This is a genomic window from Paraburkholderia ginsengiterrae (genome assembly GCF_001645125.1).
Taxonomy (GTDB): Bacteria; Pseudomonadota; Gammaproteobacteria; order Burkholderiales; family Burkholderiaceae; genus Paraburkholderia; species Paraburkholderia ginsengiterrae.
In genome coordinates, this window is record NZ_LXKA01000393.1 from 131,975 (window position 1) to 151,328 (window position 19,354).

General features: G+C 62.4%; 14 protein-coding genes. 6 read left to right on the forward strand and 8 right to left on the reverse strand.

Going from position 1 to position 19,354, the window contains the following annotated elements:
* Window positions 1-58 precede the first annotated feature (58 nt).
* The 3 genes from A6V37_RS38185 to A6V37_RS38195 all read right to left on the reverse strand — a co-directional run bounded on the left by A6V37_RS38185 (window position 59) and on the right by A6V37_RS38195 (window position 3,290).
* The gene (locus A6V37_RS38185) at window positions 59-916 is read right to left on the reverse strand and encodes a carbohydrate ABC transporter permease (protein WP_064272338.1); all 858 of its coding nucleotides are present in this window, start codon (window positions 914-916) and stop codon (window positions 59-61) included.
* Entirely contained in the window at window positions 906-1,844 is a 939-nt protein-coding gene (locus tag A6V37_RS38190; protein WP_064272339.1) for a carbohydrate ABC transporter permease, read from the reverse strand. Before A6V37_RS38190 ends, A6V37_RS38185 begins: the two co-directional genes overlap by 11 nt.
* Window positions 1,845-2,042: 198 nt before the next feature.
* Window positions 2,043-3,290 carry an ABC transporter substrate-binding protein gene (locus tag A6V37_RS38195; RefSeq protein ID WP_064272340.1) on the reverse strand — a complete coding sequence of 416 codons (1,248 nt, stop codon included), beginning with the start codon at window positions 3,288-3,290 and terminating at the stop codon, window positions 2,043-2,045.
* A gap of 539 nt (window positions 3,291-3,829) precedes the next feature.
* Between A6V37_RS38195 and zwf the strand changes: the two genes are divergently transcribed.
* From zwf to A6V37_RS38215, 4 genes are all read left to right on the forward strand, one after another.
* The gene (gene zwf / locus A6V37_RS38200) at window positions 3,830-5,293 is read left to right on the forward strand and encodes a glucose-6-phosphate dehydrogenase (RefSeq protein ID WP_064286937.1); all 1,464 of its coding nucleotides are present in this window, start codon (window positions 3,830-3,832) and stop codon (window positions 5,291-5,293) included.
* 180 nt (window positions 5,294-5,473) lie between these two features.
* Window positions 5,474-6,199: a 6-phosphogluconolactonase gene (gene pgl, locus A6V37_RS38205; protein WP_064272342.1), complete on the forward strand. Its 726-nt coding sequence runs from the start codon at window positions 5,474-5,476 to the stop codon at window positions 6,197-6,199.
* Entirely contained in the window at window positions 6,177-8,093 is a 1,917-nt protein-coding gene (locus A6V37_RS38210) for a bifunctional transcriptional regulator/glucokinase (protein WP_064272343.1), read from the forward strand. Before pgl ends, A6V37_RS38210 begins: the two co-directional genes overlap by 23 nt.
* 846 nt (window positions 8,094-8,939) lie before the next feature.
* Window positions 8,940-9,869 carry a bestrophin family protein gene (locus A6V37_RS38215; RefSeq protein WP_064269061.1) on the forward strand — a complete coding sequence of 310 codons (930 nt, stop codon included), beginning with the start codon at window positions 8,940-8,942 and terminating at the stop codon, window positions 9,867-9,869.
* A gap of 31 nt (window positions 9,870-9,900) precedes the next feature.
* Here the strand turns inward: A6V37_RS38215 and A6V37_RS38220 are convergent, their stop codons facing one another.
* The 5 genes from A6V37_RS38220 to apbC form a co-directional block, all read right to left on the reverse strand.
* Window positions 9,901-10,632, reverse strand: a complete 732-nt coding sequence (locus tag A6V37_RS38220; protein ID WP_242665829.1) for a lysozyme inhibitor LprI family protein — start codon at window positions 10,630-10,632, stop codon at window positions 9,901-9,903.
* 14 nt (window positions 10,633-10,646) lie between these two features.
* On the reverse strand, window positions 10,647-12,932 hold the full coding sequence (locus A6V37_RS38225) for an arginine/lysine/ornithine decarboxylase (RefSeq protein ID WP_064286938.1): 2,286 nt from the start codon (window positions 12,930-12,932) through the stop codon (window positions 10,647-10,649).
* Between the two features lie 85 nt (window positions 12,933-13,017).
* Entirely contained in the window at window positions 13,018-13,587 is a 570-nt protein-coding gene (gene dcd / locus A6V37_RS38230) for a dCTP deaminase (protein WP_012432068.1), read from the reverse strand.
* Window positions 13,588-13,941: 354 nt separating this feature from the next.
* Window positions 13,942-14,475 carry a superoxide dismutase family protein gene (locus A6V37_RS38235; RefSeq protein WP_064269058.1) on the reverse strand — a complete coding sequence of 178 codons (534 nt, stop codon included), beginning with the start codon at window positions 14,473-14,475 and terminating at the stop codon, window positions 13,942-13,944.
* Window positions 14,476-14,654: 179 nt separating this feature from the next.
* Window positions 14,655-15,743: an iron-sulfur cluster carrier protein ApbC gene (gene apbC / locus A6V37_RS38240; protein ID WP_064269057.1), complete on the reverse strand. Its 1,089-nt coding sequence runs from the start codon at window positions 15,741-15,743 to the stop codon at window positions 14,655-14,657.
* Window positions 15,744-16,094: 351 nt separating this feature from the next.
* Here apbC and A6V37_RS38245 point away from each other — a divergent pair, with 351 nt between their 5' ends.
* Window positions 16,095-16,748: a YiaD family glycine zipper/OmpA-like lipoprotein gene (locus A6V37_RS38245; RefSeq protein ID WP_064269056.1), complete on the forward strand. Its 654-nt coding sequence runs from the start codon at window positions 16,095-16,097 to the stop codon at window positions 16,746-16,748.
* A 419-nt stretch (window positions 16,749-17,167) separates the two neighbouring features.
* Window positions 17,168-19,306: a methionine--tRNA ligase gene (metG, locus tag A6V37_RS38250; protein ID WP_064269055.1), complete on the forward strand. Its 2,139-nt coding sequence runs from the start codon at window positions 17,168-17,170 to the stop codon at window positions 19,304-19,306.
* The last annotated feature ends 48 nt before the right edge of the window (window positions 19,307-19,354 follow it).

The following is a 19,354-nucleotide window of genomic DNA, read 5'->3' on the forward strand; positions in this document are numbered from 1 at the left end:
TGCCGACGGCGCTCATCTGCTGATATGCGCCGCCGCGCTCGGATAGTTCAGCCGTGGTTTAGCCCTTCACTGCGCCGGCCGTCAGACCGCGTACGAAATAGCGTCCGGCAACGATGTAGACCAGCAAGGTCGGCAACGCGGCGATGATCGCGCCGGCCATGTCCACGTTGTATTCCTTCACGCCGGTCGAGGTGTTCACGAGGTTGTTCAGCGCCACTGTGATCGGCATCGAATCGACGCCGGAGAACACGATACCGAACAGGAAGTCATTCCAGATCTGCGTGAATTGCCAGATCAGGCACACCATGAAAATCGGCAGCGACACCGGCAGCAGAATCTTCGTGAAGATCGTGAAGAAGCCCGCGCCGTCGATCCGCGCGGCCTTCACGAGTTCAGCCGGAATGCTCACGTAGAAGTTGCGGAAGAACATCGTGGTGAAAGCGATACCGTAGATCACGTGCACCACCACCAGGCCGGTCGTCGTGTTCGACAGGCCGAGGAAGCCTTCGAAACGCGCCATGGGCAACAGGATGGCCTGGAACGGAATGAAGCAGCCCACCAGCAGCATCGTGAAGATCGGATCGGCGCCACGGAAACGCCAGTGCGTGAGCACATAGCCGTTGAACGCGCCGATGATCGACGAGATCAGCACGGCGGGAATCACCATCCGCACCGAGTTCATGAAGAACGGCTGCATGCCGTCGCAGCGCACGCCCGTACAGGCGCCGCTCCATGCCTTGATCCACGGATCGACGGTCCAGTGCGAAGGCGGCGTGAGCAGATTGCCCGTGCGCAGCTGGTCGATGTCCTTGAACGACGTCGACAGCATGACGTACAGCGGGAACAGGAAATACAGGGCAAACAGAATCAAGGCCGCATAAATGACGGCACGGCTGATCGTCATCTTAGGCTGCATTGCGGGTGCTCCTCGATTCCAGATACATCAGCGGCACGAGCACGGCGACGACGGTGGCGAGCATCATCATCGACGATGCCGCGCCGACGCCCAGCTGCCCGCGATTGAACGAAAACGTGTACATGAAAATAGCCGGCAGCGACGAAGACGTGCCCGGGCCGCCCGCGGTCAACGCCACGACCAGGTCGAAGGTCTTGATCGTGATGTGGCAGAGAATCAGCAGCACCGAGAAGAACACCGGGCGCATGCTCGGAATCACGATCTTGCGGTAGATGGTGGGCAAGCCGGCGCCGTCCATCTGCGCGGCCTTGAAGATTTCACCGTCGACACCGCGCAAGCCCGCGAGGAACAGCGCCATCACGAAACCGGTGGACTGCCACACCGCCGCGACCACGACGCAGAAAATCGCCTTGTCCGGGTCGCCGAGCCAGCTGAACGAAAAACTCGTCCAGCCCCAGTCGTGGAACACCTTTTCGAGGCCGATGCTCGGCGTCATGATCCACTGCCACGCCGTACCGGTGACGATGAACGACAGCGCCATCGGGTAGAGAAACACGGCGCGCAGCGCACCTTCATTGCGGATCTGCTGATCGAGCAGGATGGCGAGGAAGAGGCCAAGGCCGATACAGATAGCGATGAACGGGATGCCGAACCAGCCCAGGTTCGCAGCCGAGGTCCAGAACACGTCGTTATCGAACAGTTCGCGATAGCGGTCGAGACCGACAAATTCATAACGCGGCATCAGTCGCGAATTGGACAGCGACAGATAGCCGGTAATTGCGATGAAGCCATACACGAAGATCAGGCTGATCACGACGCTGGGTGCGAGCACCAGCTTCGGAATCCAGCGATCGGCAAGGGCCGCCATGGGCGACGCGCGGCGGGAGGCGGTGGCCGTTTTCCCGTTTCCGCTGATGGAAGCAGTCACTACTTGACTCCTGCTGAAACTGTACCGCCGGGACATTCACGCTGGGACAGCGCTCGACCGCAACGGCATAGGTGTGAGTCCATGAAACCTGCATGAAACCCGAGTGAGGCCGCCTGCTGCCAATGCAATCAGCGACTTGAAGGGCGCGCCCGGCGCCCGTTGCTGCAACGACCGGGCGCGCCGCTTCGCTTACTTCACTTACTTGGTCTTCGCTGCCTTCGCGAGCGCGGCAACCGCGCTCTTCGAATCCTGCTGCGAGTTCATGAACTTCGTGACCACGTCCGAGATCGCGCCGGCTGCTGCATCCGGTTGCGCCATGCCGTGTGCCAGCGAAGGCACATAGCCGCCCGACTTGATCGCCACTTGTTCATCCGCGTACGACTTCTTCGCGCAGTCGTCGAACTTGGCCATCGACACGCCCAAACGCACCGGGATCGAGCCCTTGTTCAGGCTGAACTGTTCCTGGAAGTCCGGCGACATGATCGTCTTCGCCAACGCGAGCTGACCCGGCGTTGCGCCCGTCTGGCCCTTCTGCTGGAAGAACACGAACGAGTCGACGTTGAACGTGTAAGCCTTTTCCGTGCCCGGAACCGCAGCGCAGACGTAGTCCGAGCCCGCCTTCTTGCCGGCGTTGGCGAATTCGCCCTTCGCCCAGTCGCCCATGAACTGCATGCCAGCCTTGCCGTTGATGACCATGGCCGTGGCCAGGTTCCAGTCACGGCCCGTGCGGCCCGCGTCGAAGTAGCCCTGAATCTTGCGGACCGTGTCGAACACGCCGACCATCTGGTCCGACGTCAGGGTCTTCTCGTCGAGATCGACCAGCGCCTTCTTGTAGAAAGCCGGGCCTTGCGACAGCACGACGTCTTCCCACAACGTCAGGTCTTGCCACGGCTGACCGCCCATGGCGATCGGCTGGATGCCCGCGGCTTTCATCTTGTCGGCCACCGCGAAGAATTCAGGCCACGTGGTCGGCACCTTGCCGCCGGCCTTGTCGAGTGCCGCCTTGTTGATGTACAGCCAGTTCACGCGATGCACCGAGAACGGCGCGCCCACGTAGTGACCGTCCGCGTGCATGATCTTGTCGATTTCCGGCGGGAGGTTCTTCTTCCAGTCGCCGGCAGCCGCGTCGATCGGCACCAGCACGCCTTGCGATGCCCAGTCCTGGATCAGCGGACCCTTGATCTGCGCGGCGCTCGGCGCGTTGCCCGAGATCACCTGCGTCTTGAGTGCCGTCATGGCAGCCGCGCCGGCGCCACCCGCAACCGCAAAGTCCTTCCACGTGTAACCCTGCTTCGTCATGTCGTCCTTGAGGACGCCGACGGCTTTCGATTCACCGCCCGAAGTCCACCAGTGCAACACTTCGATCGACTCGGCAGCCTGCACCGCCGAGACGCCACACATCAGACCTGCGGCGCACAAAGCGCCCATGATCGCGCGAAATTTCATTGCTTATCTCCTCCAGACACCTGAACAAAAAACAAATGACCCCTGATATCGCCAGGGTGCTGTGGTTGGTTCAAACAGGCAAAACACAGGGCGATCGAGCACGGTCGGGCGCATGCGCGATGCATGTGCCGGCGGACCGGTGTCCGTCCGCTGGAAGCTCAAGAGATGAGTGGTTCGGGATGCAACTGACTGTCTCCTCTTTTGATTTTTGCCTGCCCGCGTCGCGCGCGGCAGACTCGAGGTGCCTTGCACGTCAACTCAGGCAACCGTCCTGCCGCCGCTCAACGCCCCGGCTTTCCGTAAAGGCCGCCGGGCTTGCTGGCACGTGCTGACACGCAATGTCCGTTAACATGCAGGGGACGCCTGCCGACTTGGAAAAGCGTGCGTCCTGATCCTCAGCGCACGCTTTTTTCATCGATTTAGCGCTACCTCTTGATTTGGATTGTAGTTAAACTACAATTCAGTGTCAAAAAATATTTTATCGGACTACGGTCGCCCTTCCGCTCACCCCGGCGGCCTCACGACATCGACGGAGACTCATGCAAACCGACTCAAGTTTCACCTTCGTTCTCTTTGGCGGAACCGGCGACCTGTCGATGCGCAAGATCCTGCCGGCACTGTATGAAGCACACCGTGCAGGCGGCATGCTGGCCGACAGCGGCAAGATCGTCGCGGTGGCGCGCCACATCGAGGATCGCGGCGAATACCTGCAGTGGGTGAACGAGCACGTCAAACCGCATGTATCGAAGAACGGTCTTGACGAAACGGCATGGGCGAGCTTTCTCGCGCGCATCGAGTTCGCGAAGATCGACCTCGGCAATCCGGACGACTTCGTGCTGCTGCGCGACGCGATCAAGGACCTGCCCGGCATTCGCGTTTTCTATCTGGCCACCGGCCCTTCGCTGTTCGTGCCGATCTGCCACGCGCTGGCGTCGGTGGGGCTGAACGCGAACTCGCGTATCGTGCTGGAGAAGCCGCTCGGCTACGACCTCAAATCGTCCAACGCGATCAACGACGCAGTCGGCGAGATCTTCGCGGAAGAACAGATCTACCGGATCGACCACTACCTCGGTAAAGAACCGGTGCAGAACCTGCTCGCGCTGCGCTTCGGCAACGTGCTGTTCGAGCCGATGTGGCGCCGCGAGTGGGTCGAGAGCATTCAGATCACGATTGCGGAAGAACTCGGTGTGGAAGCGCGCGGCGATTTCTACGACAATACCGGCGCGCTGCGCGACATGGTGCAGAACCATTTGCTGCAACTGCTTTCCATCGTTGCGATGGAGCCGCCGCATTCCATGGATTCGGACTCGGTGCGCGACGAAAAACTGCGCGTGCTGCGGGCATTGAAGCCGATCGATCCGCGCGATATCGGCAAGGTTGCCGTGCGCGGCCAGTATCATTCGGGCGTGATCCGCGGCACCGCGGTGCCGGCGTACGCAACCGAGGCCGGCGTGAAGCCGGACAGCGCGACCGAAACCTTTGTCGCGCTGAAGGTCGAGATCGAGAACTGGCGCTGGGCCGGCGTGCCGTTTTTCCTGCGCACGGGCAAGCGGCTGGCCGATCGCGTCGCGGAGATCGTGGTGAATTTTCGTGCGGTGCCGCATTCGGCGCTGGGCGCCTCCGCGCTGCGCGCCGGCGCGAATCGTCTGGTGATCCGCCTGCAGCCGAACGAAACCATCCGTCTCTACTGTCTAGCGAAGCAGCCCGGCGAAGGCATGAACCTCGCCAGCGTGCACCTCGATCTCGCGTTCGACCAGTTCTTCCGCGAAGGGCAGATGGAGGCGTATCAGCGTCTGCTGCTCGACGTGATCAACGGCCGCCTCGCGCTGTTTGTGCGGCGCGACGAGCAGGAAGCCGCGTGGCGCTGGGTCGAACCGATCCTGGACGAATGGAAGACCTCGACCAAGCCGCCCAAGCCGTACGCGTCGGGCACGTGGGGACCGGCCGCGGCGAGCGCGATGCTTGCGCAGCACGGCACCTGCTGGCTCGAAGAAGAGAATTGAAACACGGCGGCACGTTGTGTTCGATTGAATACGACCCGCCGCCTGACAGCACGACCGACGAACTGAACGGAATGGCGCCGGTATCACGAATGCGCCTGCAGGCCATCCGCCTTGCAGGCATCGCGTGAAAGCAGCACGGCACATTCCGCAGATCCAACAAGAAAGCAGCACGGAGGAGAAGTGATCCAGCTTCACGCTTTCGACGATCAACGCGCCCAATCCGACGCGTTGGCGAAAGCGGTCGGCGACGCTTTACAAGCGTCGCTCGCCGCACAGGCGGCCGCATCTGCCGCGCCTTCCGCGCCTACCCAGAGCGCGCGCCCGGCCATGCTCGCAGTGTCCGGCGGCAGCAGCCCGCGCCCATTCCTGCAGACCTTGTCCACGCAAGCCTTCGACTGGTCACGCATTGCCGTGACGCTGGTCGACGACCGCTGGGTGCCGGAATCAGATGGCGCGAGCAACTCGCAGCTGGTGCATGCCACGCTGCTGCAGAACGCCGCGAAGAACGCCATGTTCTGGCCGCTCGCGGACACCACCCAGGATCTGAACGCGCACGTTGCCGCGCTGAACGCCGACCCGCGCTTTAGCGCCGTGCCGGACGTCGCGATTCTCGGCATGGGCGAAGACGGCCACACCGCGTCGATCTTCGCCGACGCCCCTGAATGGGACCACGCGATCACCACCGCCGAGCGCTTCGTCGCCGTGCACCCGGGCAGCGCGCCGCATGCGCGCGTGAGCTGGTCGCTGTCCGCGTTGAAAGAAGTGAAGCACCTGTTTCTGCTGATCGCCGGACCGCGCAAGATGGACGTGCTGAATGCCGCCACCGCTGCGCTACAAAAAAATGCCATCTCACAGTTGGCAAACGACAAGGGAGTGAGACTCGATGTCTACTGGTGTGCAAACTAAGACTGTGCCGGGCGCGGGTCAGCACGCCGATGGACCCAGGCTGCTGGCCGACATCGGCGGCACCAACGCGCGCTTCGCGCTGGAGACAGGCCCGGGCGAAATCGGCTCGGTGCTCGTTTATCCGTGCGCGGACTATCCGGGCGTGGCCGAAGTCATCAAGAAGTATCTGAAGGACACCAAGATCGGCCGCGTGAATCATGCGGCGATCGCGATTGCGAACCCGGTCGACGGCGATCAGGTCCGCATGACGAACCACGACTGGAGCTTTTCGATCGAAGCCACGCGCCGCGCGCTCGGCTTCGACACGCTGCTGGTGGTGAACGACTTTACCGCGCTGGCCATGGCGCTGCCCGGCCTCACCGACGCGCAGCGCGTGCAGGTGGGCGGCGGCACGCGCCGTCCGAACAGCGTGATCGGCCTGCTCGGCCCGGGCACCGGCATGGGCGTGTCCGGCCTGATTCCTGCCGACGACCGCTGGATCGCGCTCGGCAGTGAAGGCGGCCACGCCACCTTTGCGCCGGCCGACGAACGCGAAGACATCGTGCTGCAATACGCGCGCAAGAAGTGGTCGCATGTGTCGTTCGAACGGGTAGCCGCGGGCCCTGGCATCGAGGTGATTTACCGCGCGCTCGCGGGACGTGACAAGAAGCGTGTGGCGTCGAACGTCGACACGATCGAGATCGTCAAGCGCGCGCTCGACGGCGAGCCGCTCGCGGCCGAATCCGTGGATGTGTTTTGCGGCATTCTCGGCACCTTCGCGGGCAATATCGCGGTGACGCTCGGCGCGTTGGGCGGCATTTATATCGGCGGTGGCGTGGTGCCGCGGCTTGGCGAGTTCTTCGAACGCTCGTCGTTTCGTCAGCGCTTCGAGGCTAAAGGCCGTTTCGAGGCCTATCTTCAGAACGTGCCGACGTATGTGATTACCGCTGAATATCCCGCGTTCCTCGGTGTGTCGGCGATTCTCGCCGAGCAGTTGTCGAACCGTACGGGCGGTAGTTCATCGGCAGTGTTCGAGCGGATTCGCCAGATGCGCGACGCGTTGACGCCGGCCGAGCGCCGCGTGGCCGATCTCGCGTTGAATCATCCGCGCTCGATCATCAACGATCCGATTGTCGACATCGCCCGCAAGGCCGATGTGAGTCAGCCGACGGTGATCCGTTTTTGCCGTTCGCTCGGCTGCCAGGGCTTGTCGGATTTCAAGCTGAAGCTGGCAACCGGATTGACCGGCACGATTCCGGTTAGTCATAGCCAGGTGCATCTTGGTGATACCGCTACTGACTTTGGCGCGAAGGTGCTGGATAACACGGTGTCGGCGATTTTGCAGTTGCGCGAGCATCTGAATTTCGAGCATGTCGAGCGGGCTATTGATTTGTTGAATGGTGCGCGGCGTATTGAGTTTTATGGGCTCGGCAATTCGAATATCGTCGCGCAGGATGCGCATTACAAGTTCTTCCGGTTTGGGATTCCTACTATTGCCTACGGCGATCTGTATATGCAGGCGGCGTCTGCTGCATTGCTTGGCAAGGGGGACGTGATTGTTGCCGTGTCCAAGTCAGGGCGTGCGCCTGAGCTGTTGCGGGTGCTGGATGTTGCCATGCAGGCTGGGGCTAAGGTGATTGCTATTACTTCAAGCAATACGCCGCTGGCTAAGCGGGCTACTGTGGCGCTTGAGACCGATCACATTGAGATTCGCGAGTCGCAGTTGTCGATGATTTCGCGGATTCTTCATTTGGTCATGATTGATATTCTGGCTGTTGGAGTTGCTATTCGGCGGGCCGTGCCTAGTGCTGATGTGGCTGAGACTGTTGCTCGCGCGCGCGCGGGGGCTGATGATGATGCTAGTGCTGTGCTCGATTGGTTGAGTCATGGGGCGGCTTCTTCTGCTCGTGACTAGTAGTTGGGTTTTTTGCTTTTTGCGGCGGTATGGTGGTTGATGCTGGGCTTTTCTTGAGTTCACGGTTTGCTGATTTTTTGTGTTGGCCTTTCCTTGAATTCACGGTGGTCTATTAGCGTTGCCCCTGTGCGGGGCGGCACCTACTTTCTTTGCCGCGGCAAAGAAAGTAGGCAAAGAAAGCCGCTTCACACCGCTAATTCTTAAGCGGGTCCCCTGGCTTGGAGGGGACAGTGGCTCATCTGGAATCCGTGCCCTCGCACACTCCGCCTTAGTGACAAGGCAGTCATACTTCCGGCGGCGCTGCGCGCGCCGCGGCGGTAGTTCATCAAACATCGGTGATTTACCAGGCTGCTGTACTTCATCAAACCTTGGTCAGCCCATCGATTCGGCATACTTATCAAATTTTCGGCCCACTCCGGCACCTCGCCGGGGCGAAGCCGAGGGCCTCCACCACCTCTAACGAAGCCACTGGTTTTTCGGGCGAACCGTTCCGGCGAGCGCGTAGCGCGAGGCGGGAAGTATGACGGCCTTGCCACGAACGCGGAGTACGCGAGACGGCAGATTCCAAATGCACCACTACCCCCTCCAAGCCAGGGGACCCGCTTAAGAATTTGCGGTGTGAAGCGGCTTTCTTTGCCTACTTTCTTTGCCGCGGCAAAGAAAGTAGGTGCCGCCCCGCACAGGGGCAACGCTAATAGACCACCGTGAATTCAAGGAAAGGCCAACAAACCCCACAAACAAACCACTAACGGACCAAGGAAAGGCCAACACCACAAGGCACACCGCCCCAAAACCCAAAAAAGCGATAATAGAACCCCCACCGCCGCAGGCAAAAAGCACCCAGCAATGATCATCCGCCCCCACCTCCACTGGTTCCGCATGCTGCTAGCTTGGCGAGGCTCCGTTCTCCCACAATTGCTCCCGCGCCTGGCCCTGATCTTCTGCATCTCGATCATCGCGGTCGCCGCCCACGACCACCTGCTGCCGATCTCGCTAAACCTGAACACCACCGCGCCTTTCTCCCTTGTCGGCATTGCCCTCGCGGTCTTTCTCGGCTTCCGGAACAACGCCAGCTACGACCGCTGGTGGGAAGCCCGCAAACTCTGGGGACAATTGCTGAACGAGTCGCGCTCGCTCACCCGCCAGGCCCTCACACTGCCAACAAAGCAATTAGCAAAAGAAGACGTCAAAGAATTCCTCACAGCGCTCGGCGCCCTCCCCCACGCGCTGCGTCATCAACTGCGCCAGAGCGATCCGCGCGAAGACCTCGCAGATCGCCTGCCCCGAGCGCTCTTCGAGCGCGTCATAGCGTCGCGCTACAAACCGGCAACCTTGCTGCTCGCCCTCGGCGAATGGGTGCAACGCCACGCGCAAGCAGGCGCGATCGATCCAATAGCTGTTATCGCCTTCGATCGGAATCTGAATGGAATCTCGGATGTGATCGGCGGATGCGAGCGTATCGCCTCGACGCCGCTGCCGTTCGCCTACTCGGTGATGATTCACCGCACGGTGTACTTCTTCTGCGCGTCCCTGCCGTTTGGCCTGGTGGACAGCATCGGCATCTTCACGCCGGTCTTCGCGGTGTTCGTCGCGTACACCTTCATGGCGCACGAAGCCATCGCATCGCAGATCGAAGAACCCTTCGGCACTGACGACAACGACCTCGCACTCAACACGATGTCCATCGTGATCGAGGACGCCATGCGGGATCTGCTCGGAGAACCGGCATCTGCAGCGCTACCGAGCGCGGAAGAGCAAAGCTACATCCTCAATTAAGCAAGCCGGGCCAGAAACGCGCCGGGCGCGCTCAACTGTTGCCGACCGTTTCCGACAGGCGCTTGAGCGTCGCCACGCGTGCACCGATGATATCGATGCGGCTGTGCTCGTCGATTACCGGCGTGGTGGCGTCGAGATAGGCGCCCCAAGCCTTCTGCGCGCGCGTCAGCGTCGGACGCAAGCGCGCCGGCATCTTCGACTCCAGGCGCCGGTAGTAGCGGTTCAGATCGAACATCGCATGTTCGCATTGCGCATCCGCGCGGCACGCGCGCGGGCGGACCGGCGGATCGCCGCCGCCGGCGCTGGCCTGCGCCACCGCGCTACGCAGCGCGAGCGCCCGGTCGCGCACCGGCTGCAACTGCATATCGGCTTCGGCGATCTCGTACATCGAGCCGTGCGTCGTCGCGAACACGGCCGTCAGCAATTGCTTTTCTACCTCGCGCGACGCCTGCCAGCTCGTCTGGCTCTTTTCCCACAGCTTGCGCTGCGCGGGCGGCAACTTCGGCTGAAGCTGCTGCCACGCGTTGTCCAGCGCGGTCTTCCAGGCGATCCGCGCGTTGTCCATGCACTGCACCTGTCCCGTTGTCGACGACATGTCGCTGCGCGCCAGACACGTTCGCATCGACGCGTCGATCGGATCGGCAGCGGCGACTTCGGCGTGCGCGGCAGGCGACACCACGCCGAACACCGCCGCCGACGCCACCGATGCGACGACCAGCGCGCACCACGCGCGCCGCCGTCCGCCGACGCCCAACCGGGACATCACTCGCCCCATCGTCAGGCGCGCACGCAGTCGACGAAGTATTCGACGCGCCCGTTGATCGTTTCAGCGACAAGCCCGTGGATGTCCGTGTGGAAACCCGGGAAACGCTCGTTGAACTCGCGCGCGAAACGCAGATAGTTGACGATGGTCCTGTTGAAGCGCTCGCCCGGAATCAGCAGCGGAATGCCCGGCGGATACGGCGTCAACAGAATCGACGTGACACGGCCTTCGAGTTCGTCGATAGGCACGCGGTCGATCTCGCGGTGCGCTAGCTTCGCGAACGCGTCGGACGGCTTCATGGCCGGTTCCATGCTCGACAGGTACATCTCGGTCGTCAGGCGCGCAATGTCGTTCGCGCGGTAGACGCTGTGAATCTGCTGGCACAGATCGCGCAGGCCGACCCGCTCGTACATCGGATGATGCGAAACGAACTCGGGCAGCACGCGCCACAGCGGCTGGTTGTTGTCGTAGTCGTCCTTGAACTGCTGCAGTTCGGTGACCATCGAGTTCCAGCGGCCCTTGGTAATGCCGATCGTGAACATGATGAAGAACGAGTACAGCCCCGTCTTCTCGACAATGATGCCGTGCTCGGCCAGATACTTCGTGACGATCGCGGCCGGAATGCCGGACTCGCCGAAGCCGCCGTCCATGTCCAGACCCGGCGTGACGATCGTCGCCTTGATCGGGTCGAGCATGTTGAAGCCTTCGGCCAGCGGACCGAAACCGTGCCATGCGTCGTCCGGGCGCAGCATCCAGTCTTCGCGCGAGCCGATGCCCTCTTCGGCGAACTGATCCGGGCCCCACACCTTGAAGAACCAGTCGTCGCCGTACTCGGCGTCGACCTTGGTCATCGCGCGGCGGAAGTCGAGCGCCTCGGCAATCGATTCCTCGACGAGCGCGGTGCCGCCCGGCGCTTCCATCATCGCCGCGGCCACGTCGCACGAGGCGATGATCGCGTATTGCGGGCTGGTCGACGTGTGCATCAGATACGCTTCATTGAAGCGATGCTTGTCGAAGCGGCTCTCCTTCGAATCCTGCACGACGATCTGCGAAGCCTGCGAAATACCGGCCAGCAGCTTGTGCGTGGAGTGCGTGGCGAACACCAGCGCGCCGATCCGCGGACGGCCCGCGCCGATCGCGTGCATGTCCTGATAGAACTCGTGGAATTCCGCGTGCGGCAGCCAGGCTTCGTCGAAGTGCAGCGTGTCGAGCCAGTCGCCCAGCATGTCCTTGATCATCTCGACGTTGTAGATCACGCCATCGTACGTGCTTTGCGTGATCGTCAGAATACGCGGCTTGAGGTTCGGGTTCTTCGCGAGCGCTTCGCGGGCGAACGGATTGGCCTCGATCTTCCTGCGGATGTTCTCCGGTTCGAACTCGCTGCGCGGAATCGGACCGATGATGCCGAAGTTGTTGCGCGTCGGCGTGAGAAACACCGGAATCGCGCCGGTCATGGTGATCGCGTGCAGGATCGACTTGTGGCAGTTGCGGTCCACCAGCACGATGTCGCCCGGCGCCACCGTGCCGTGCCAGACGATCTTGTTCGAGGTGGACGTGCCGTTGGTCACGAAGAACACGTGGTCCGCGCTGAAGATGCGCGCGGCATTGCGCTCGGACGCCGCGACCGGGCCAGTGTGGTCCAGCAGCTGGCCGAGTTCGTCGACCGCGTTGCACACGTCGGCGCGCAGCATGTTCTCGCCGAAGAACTGATGGAACATCTGGCCGAGCGGGCTCTTCAGGAACGCCACGCCGCCCGAGTGCCCAGGGCAGTGCCACGAGTAGGAGCCTTCGTCCGCGTACTGCACCAGTTCCTTGAAGAACGGCGGCGCGAGCGAATCCAGGTACACCTTGGTCTCGCGGATGATATGGCGCGCCACGAACTCCGGCGTGTCCTCGAACATGTGGATGAAGCCATGCAGTTCGCGCAGGATGTCGTTCGGCAGGTGGCGCGAGGTGCGCGTTTCGCCGTACAGGAAGATCGGAATGTCCGCATTGCGGCGGCGCACTTCCGTCACGAACGCGCGCAGCGCGATGATCGCCGCGGCCAGTTCCGGCGTTTCGCCTTCCACCACCACATTGTCGGTATACGGCAGCAGTTCGTCGTCGTCGATCGAGAGGATGAAGCACGAGGCGCGGCTCGACTGCTGCGCGAACGAAGTCAGATCGCCGTAGCTCGTCAACCCGAGCACTTCCGCGCCTTCTTTCTCGATAGCCTCGGCCAAAGCCCGAATGCCGGAACCCGAGATGTTCTCGGAGCGGAAATCTTCGTCGATGATGACGACGGGAAAACGAAACTTCATGGGCGATTCTCCAAAAAGAACGACCGCTGCCTTGAGTCAGTGCAGCGGTCACCCGAATAGCTGGTGGGTCAGTACGCTGCGGACGTCACGTCTTGGGCAACGTCACGCCGTGCTGACCTTGATATTTGCCGCCGCGATCCGCGTACGACGTCTCACAAATTTCGTCGCTTTCGAAAAACAGCACCTGGGCGACGCCTTCGTTCGCGTAGATTTTCGCAGGCAAAGGTGTCGTATTCGAGAATTCCAGCGTGACGTGCCCTTCCCATTCCGGCTCGAACGGCGTCACGTTGACGATGATCCCGCAACGCGCATAGGTGGACTTGCCCAGACACACGGTCAGGACGCTGCGCGGAATCCGGAAATACTCGACCGTGCGGGCCAGCGCGAACGAATTCGGCGGGATGATGCAGACATCGCCCTTGAAGTCGACAAACGACTTCTCGTCGAAGTTCTTCGGATCGACGATGGTCGAGTTGATATTCGTGAAGATCTTGAATTCGTCGGCGCAGCGAATGTCGTAGCCGTAGCTCGAGGTGCCGTAGCTGACAATCTTCCGGCCATCTTCGGAGACGCGGACCTGATCGGGGGCGAACGGCTCGATCATGTTGTGCGACGCGGCCATGCGTCGGATCCACTTGTCGGATTTGATAGTCATAGGTAAACGCTGCTCGACGTGAATGACAGGTGTGTGACGGATAACAACCCGGTAAGTGCCGGGCAACTTTTGGCAAACCGCGTTCGGGCAAACGGCGCGCTTGGCGAGAGCCGGTTTCTGGTACGCGCCCGGCCGGCGTGCCGCTGAAGCAGGCCTCGCGCAGACGCGCGGCGCGTGCTGCAAGCCCACAACGGCGCTTTCCCGGCCGGTGGCCGAACGAAAGGCGTTTATTTTACGCGAACATGAGCCAGCTGCCGCGGGCGGGGTTGGAGAACCAGTCTATGCCTGGTTGAGAGCAGCCTGGCGACATGCCTTCAAGGTGCGCTGGAACTGCGAACACACGGCGCGCGCCGCTCACTGGCGAATCACGCCGCACGCGAGCGCGGGGCCCGCGCCATGCTGTGCGTAGGCGTAGGGGTCGGACGCGTCGTGATGCAGCAGCACGGCGCGCTGCAACACCGAGCGGATGCCGTCGAGCGCGACGTCCGGCGCGACGATGAAGCCGGTGGCCACGCCATTCGCATCCGCATGGATATTGCCCAGATCGCCTTCGACCCGGGCACCCGCCTTCAGACGCTCGGCGGCCGGCGAAAACACCTGGCCGGCGCTGGAGCCGTCGGCGGCATTGCAGTCGCCGCGTTCGTGAATTTGCAAGGCGTGGTCGCTGTTGGCCGGCAGGCCTGCGAGATTGTAGGTGACTTGCACGCCGTCCGAGCGCTCGATGAACGTGACGAGGCCGCGCGCCTGATTGCCCACGGTAGGCAGCAACTGAGCGTCAGCGCGCTTTTCCTGTGGTCTCAGGAACGTGCTACAGCCGCATAGCAGCACACTGCCGGCGGCCAGGACGATGAACGCATGCACCGCGTGCCCGTCGATTCGTTTTCCCATGCGATCCTCTTGCCGGCCTGGCTGCCGCCCCTGCGGCGGCCGGACCGAACTGGTGAAGTCGACATGATACCGCGAGACCAGGCGCAAATAGACGCCTCGAACCCTTGTCCGAACGGCTACTCGAGAGCGCAGCCCAACCTCTCGCCGCGCACGACGCGCCCCCGAGGTCCGACGAATTCTCAGGTGTTCTGGACGACGATGTTGGGAAACTTCGAGGTCATGTCGCGAGCCCGCTCGGCAATGTGAACCGCCACCTTGCGCGCGATGGTCCTGTAGATCTCCGCGATGCGTCCCTGCGGGTCCGCCACCACGGTCGGTTTGCCGGAGTCGGCCTGCTCGCGGATCGTGATGTCGAGAGGCAGGCTGCCGAGCACGTCGACGCCATATTCCGCGCCCATGCGCGCACCGCCGCCGGCGCCGAACACATGCTCCTCGTGGCCGCAGTTCGAGCAGATATGCATGCCCATGTTTTCGACAATGCCGAGGATCGGAATGCCGACCTTCTCGAACATCTTGAGCCCCTTCTTCGCGTCGAGCAGCGCGATGTCCTGCGGCGTCGTGACAATCACGGCGCCCGTCACCGGCACGCGTTGCGACAAGGTCAGCTGAATGTCGCCGGTGCCCGGCGGCATGTCGACGATCAGGTAGTCGAGGTCCTGCCAGTTGGTCTGCCGCAGCAACTGTTCGAGTGCGGAAGTGGCCATGGGGCCGCGCCATACCATCGGGTTGTCCTGCTCGATCAGAAAGCCGATCGAGTTGGCCTGCAAGCCGTGGCCGCGCATCGGGTTCATCGACTTTTCGTCGGGCGACTCGGGGCGGCCCTCGATCCCGAGCATCATCGGCAGCGACGGGCCGTAGATGTCCGCGTCGAGAATGCCGACCGAGGCGCCTTCGCTCGCCAGCGCCAGCGCGAGATTGACGGCGGTCGTGCTCTTGCCGACGCCGCCCTTGCCGGAAGCCACCGCAACGATGTTCTTGACGTTCGGCAACAGTTTCACGCCGCGCTGCACAGTGTGCGCGGCGATCTGCTGGGACACCTGGACACGCGCGTCGGCGACGCCGGGCACAGCGCGCAATGCATCGGCGAACTGCGTGCGGATGGCGTCGAACTGGCGCATGGCCGGATAGCCGAGTACCACTTCGACGCTGACTGTGTCACCCTGCACGGCGACATTGCGGATGTTCTTTGCCGCCGCGTAGGGCTGGCCGGTGTTGGGGTCGGCGACGGCCGCGAGGGCGGCGTCAACCAATGCCCGATCGATACTCATTGACACTCCGTGGGGAACACCTGCGGCGCAGCGGAATCGAAGTCTCGGCCACGCGTCGGATTTTGAAAAAAATTGTTAGACAGCATTGCGTAAACCACGCGTGCCGGGCACCCTTCGGGCAGGCGGAACGCCATGGGGCCACATCGCTGCGTGCTTCAGTCATTATTGTAGTGGCTGGCGCCAAGCCCTGCCGGAAGACCCTTCTTCACTATCAGACGGGGAAGAATGCGGCGTAGGATTTGTCGTATCGTCGAGCGGGACGGTTTACTGCCGTCATGTTCGGCGTATAGATTGATAGTTGGATGCCGTCTTACTTGCCCTGACTCGCTACACCCTCAAGAGGACCTAAAAATGAATGCAAAACTCATGACTCGCCTGGCTGTCTTCGCCGTTGCCGGTTCGCTGCTGGCAGGCTGCGCCACCCAACAGGGCACTGACACGGCCGTCGGTACGGGCGTGGGCGCCGCCACCGGCGCGGCGATCGGCGCAATCTTCGGCGGCGGCAAGGGCGCGGCGATCGGCGCGGGCGCGGGCGCTGCAGTGGGCGGCATCACCGGCTACAACTGGCAAGCCATTCACAACAAGCTGTCGGGCGCCACCAAGGGCACTGGCACGCAGATCACCGAACAGCCGGACGGTTCGCTCAAGCTGAACATCCCGAGCTCGGTCACGTTCGACACCAACAGCTACGCGGTCAAGCCGTCGTTCGCACCGGTGCTGGATCAACTGGCGCAAACCCTGCAGCAGAATCCTGAAGTGATCGCGCAAGTGGTCGGCCATACGGACAGCACGGGCCAGGCGGCTTACAACCAGACGCTGTCGGTCAATCGCGCCGAAAGCGTGACGGGCTACCTCGGCCAGCGCGGTATCGCGCCGCAACGCCTGTCGGCAAGCGGCATGGGCGCGACCCAGCCGATCGCCGACAACAACACCGAAGCCGGCCGTGCGGCCAACCGTCGCGTGGAAATCTATCTGCGCGCTACGGCTCAGCACACCACGCAGTAAGGACAAGGGATCAGGAGAATGGGGAAGCCGGGCGCCGGGGGTTGAATCACCGGCGCTCCGCGGGCTGTGACAGGCCGTCGCGAGGGGGCGAAACGGAATCTCGCACGAGAGACGAAAAAATTTCGAACTCTCTCGAAAATCCGCTGTCTCTATTTACGGTACGTGGCTGGCGATGCCGCCGCGTCACCATTCTCCTCTTGTCGTTGTTGCTCCGGGGTTAATAGCCCCGGTTTTTTTTGGGCGCGCGGATTTCGCATCGCAGGGGCTCCCCTTGAGGTGCACGCCGCAGGAAGTCGCCTTGGGGACACACCGCCCCACTCCGCCATATGCCAGACCGTGCTCCAAGCGGCCCAACCCGCGCGGCACGCCTGCCCTGCTAGAATCAACCTTTCGTCCCACCGCAGGCTCCCACCATCCTTATGTCAGCACCCGCAACCGATCTCTCCGCAGGCGCGCCGTCAGGCCGTCGCCAGATTCTCGTCACGTCGGCCCTTCCGTATGCGAACGGGCAAATCCATATTGGCCATCTGGTTGAATATATCCAGACGGACATCTGGGTCCGGACGTTGCGAATGCACGGGCACGAGGTCTACTATGTGGGCGCCGACGACACGCACGGCACGCCGGTCATGCTGCGCGCGGAAAAGGAAGGTCTCACGCCCAAGCAGCTGATCGATCGCGTCTGGCAGGAGCACAAGCGCGACTTCGACAGCTTCGGTATCTCGTTCGACAACTACTACTCGACCGATTCCGAGGAAAACCGCGTCCTCAGCGAAAACGTCTATCTGGCCCTCAAGGAAGCGGGCCTGATCGAGGCGCGCGATATCGAACAGGCGTATGACCCGGTCAAGGAAATGTTCCTGCCGGATCGCTTCATCAAGGGCGAATGCCCGAAATGCGGCGCCAAAGACCAGTACGGCGACAGCTGCGAAGTATGCGGTTCGACCTATCTGCCCACCGAGCTGGTCAATCCGTACTCGGTCGTCTCGGGCGCCACGCCGATTCGCAAGACGTCGACCCACTACTTCTTCCGTCTCTCCGATCCGCGTTGCGAGAACTTCCTGCGCGCATGGGTGGGCGGTCTGGCGCAACCGGAAGCCACCAACAAGATGCGCGAGTGGCTCGGCGACGCCGGCGAGGCCAAGCTCGCCGACTGGGACATCTCGCGCGACGCGCCGTATTTCGGCTTCGAAATCCCGGGGGCGCCGGGCAAGTACTTCTACGTGTGGCTGGACGCGCCGGTCGGCTACTACGCGAGCTTCAAGAACCTCGCCGAAAAGCGCGGCCTCGACTTCGAAGCGTGGGTTCGCAAAGGTTCGAAGGCCGAGCAGTATCACTTCATCGGCAAAGACATTTTGTATTTCCACACGCTGTTCTGGCCGGCCATGCTCGAGTTTTCGGGCCACCGCACGCCGACCAACGTATTCGCGCACGGTTTTCTGACCGTGGACGGCGCAAAGATGTCGAAGTCCCGCGGCACCTTCATCACCGCGCAAAGCGTGATCGACACCGGCCTGAATCCGGAATGGCTGCGCTACTACTTCGCGGCCAAACTGAACAGCACGATGGAAGACCTCGACCTGAACCTCGACGACTTCCAGGCGCGCGTGAACAGCGATCTGGTCGGCAAATACGTGAACATCGCGAGCCGCGCGGCCGGCTTCCTGATCAAGCGCTTCGAGGGCCGCGTGCAGGACGGCGCCATGCAGCATCCGCTGCTCGCCTCACTGCGCGCCGCTGTGCCGCAAATCGCCGCGAACTACGAGGCGCGCGAGTACAACCGCGCGCTGCGTCAGACCATGGAACTGGCCGACGCGGTGAACGCCTACGTCGACACCGCCAAGCCGTGGGATCAGGCCAAGGATCCGGCGAACGGCGCCGCCTTGCATGAAACCTGTACCGTGAGCATCGAGGCGTTCCGCCTGCTGTCGCTGGCACTGAAGCCGGTGCTGCCGAAGCTGGCCGAAGCGGTCGAAGCCTTCCTCGGCATCGAGCCGCTGGTATGGGCCGACGCCAACGTGCCGCTCAGCTCCACGCGCCCGATCAACGCCTACAAGCACCTGATGACGCGTGTCGATCCTAAGCAGATCGAAGCGCTGCTCGCCGCCAACCGCGATTCGCTGCAGGCTACCGCACCGGAAGCCACGGCACCGGCCAACGCCAAAACGCAAGCGAAGGCGGCAAAAACGGCCGCCGCCGAGAAGGACGACACGCCCGGCATCATCTCGATCGACGACTTCGCCAAGATCGATTTGCGCGTTGCGAAGATTGTCGACTGCAAGGCCGTGGAAGGCTCGGACAAGCTGCTGCAACTGACGCTCGACGTCGGCGAAGAGAAAACCCGCAACGTGTTTTCGGGCATCAAGTCCGCGTATCAGCCGGAGCAACTGGTTGGCAAGCTGACGGTGATGGTCGCGAACCTCGCGCCGCGCAAAATGAAATTCGGCATGTCCGAAGGCATGGTGCTGGCAGCGTCCGCAGCCGACGAGAAAGCCGAACCGGGCCTCTACGTGCTCGAACCCAATAGCGGCGCGAAGCCGGGCATGCGCGTGAAGTAAGACGCGGCGCGTCTCGAACCGCTGGCGCGAATGAAAAAACGGCACGCT

Excerpts from the sequence above, each read along its gene's own strand:
- A6V37_RS38185 (WP_064272338.1), bottom strand. The coding sequence starts at position 916 with ATGCAGCCTAAGATGACGATCAGCCGTGCCGTCATTTATGCGGCCTTG.
- A6V37_RS38195 (WP_064272340.1), bottom strand. The coding sequence starts at position 3,290 with ATGAAATTTCGCGCGATCATGGGCGCTTTGTGCGCCGCAGGTCTGATG.
- zwf (WP_064286937.1), top strand. The coding sequence starts at position 3,830 with ATGCAAACCGACTCAAGTTTCACCTTCGTTCTCTTTGGCGGAACCGGC.
- A6V37_RS38210 (WP_064272343.1), top strand. The coding sequence starts at position 6,177 with ATGTCTACTGGTGTGCAAACTAAGACTGTGCCGGGCGCGGGTCAGCAC.
- A6V37_RS38215 (WP_064269061.1), top strand. The coding sequence starts at position 8,940 with ATGATCATCCGCCCCCACCTCCACTGGTTCCGCATGCTGCTAGCTTGG.
- A6V37_RS38220 (WP_242665829.1), bottom strand. The coding sequence starts at position 10,632 with ATGTCCCGGTTGGGCGTCGGCGGACGGCGGCGCGCGTGGTGCGCGCTG.
- A6V37_RS38225 (WP_064286938.1), bottom strand. The coding sequence starts at position 12,932 with ATGAAGTTTCGTTTTCCCGTCGTCATCATCGACGAAGATTTCCGCTCC.
- dcd (WP_012432068.1), bottom strand. The coding sequence starts at position 13,587 with ATGACTATCAAATCCGACAAGTGGATCCGACGCATGGCCGCGTCGCAC.
- A6V37_RS38235 (WP_064269058.1), bottom strand. The coding sequence starts at position 14,475 with ATGGGAAAACGAATCGACGGGCACGCGGTGCATGCGTTCATCGTCCTG.
- apbC (WP_064269057.1), bottom strand. The coding sequence starts at position 15,743 with ATGAGTATCGATCGGGCATTGGTTGACGCCGCCCTCGCGGCCGTCGCC.
- A6V37_RS38245 (WP_064269056.1), top strand. The coding sequence starts at position 16,095 with ATGAATGCAAAACTCATGACTCGCCTGGCTGTCTTCGCCGTTGCCGGT.
- metG (WP_064269055.1), top strand. The coding sequence starts at position 17,168 with ATGTCAGCACCCGCAACCGATCTCTCCGCAGGCGCGCCGTCAGGCCGT.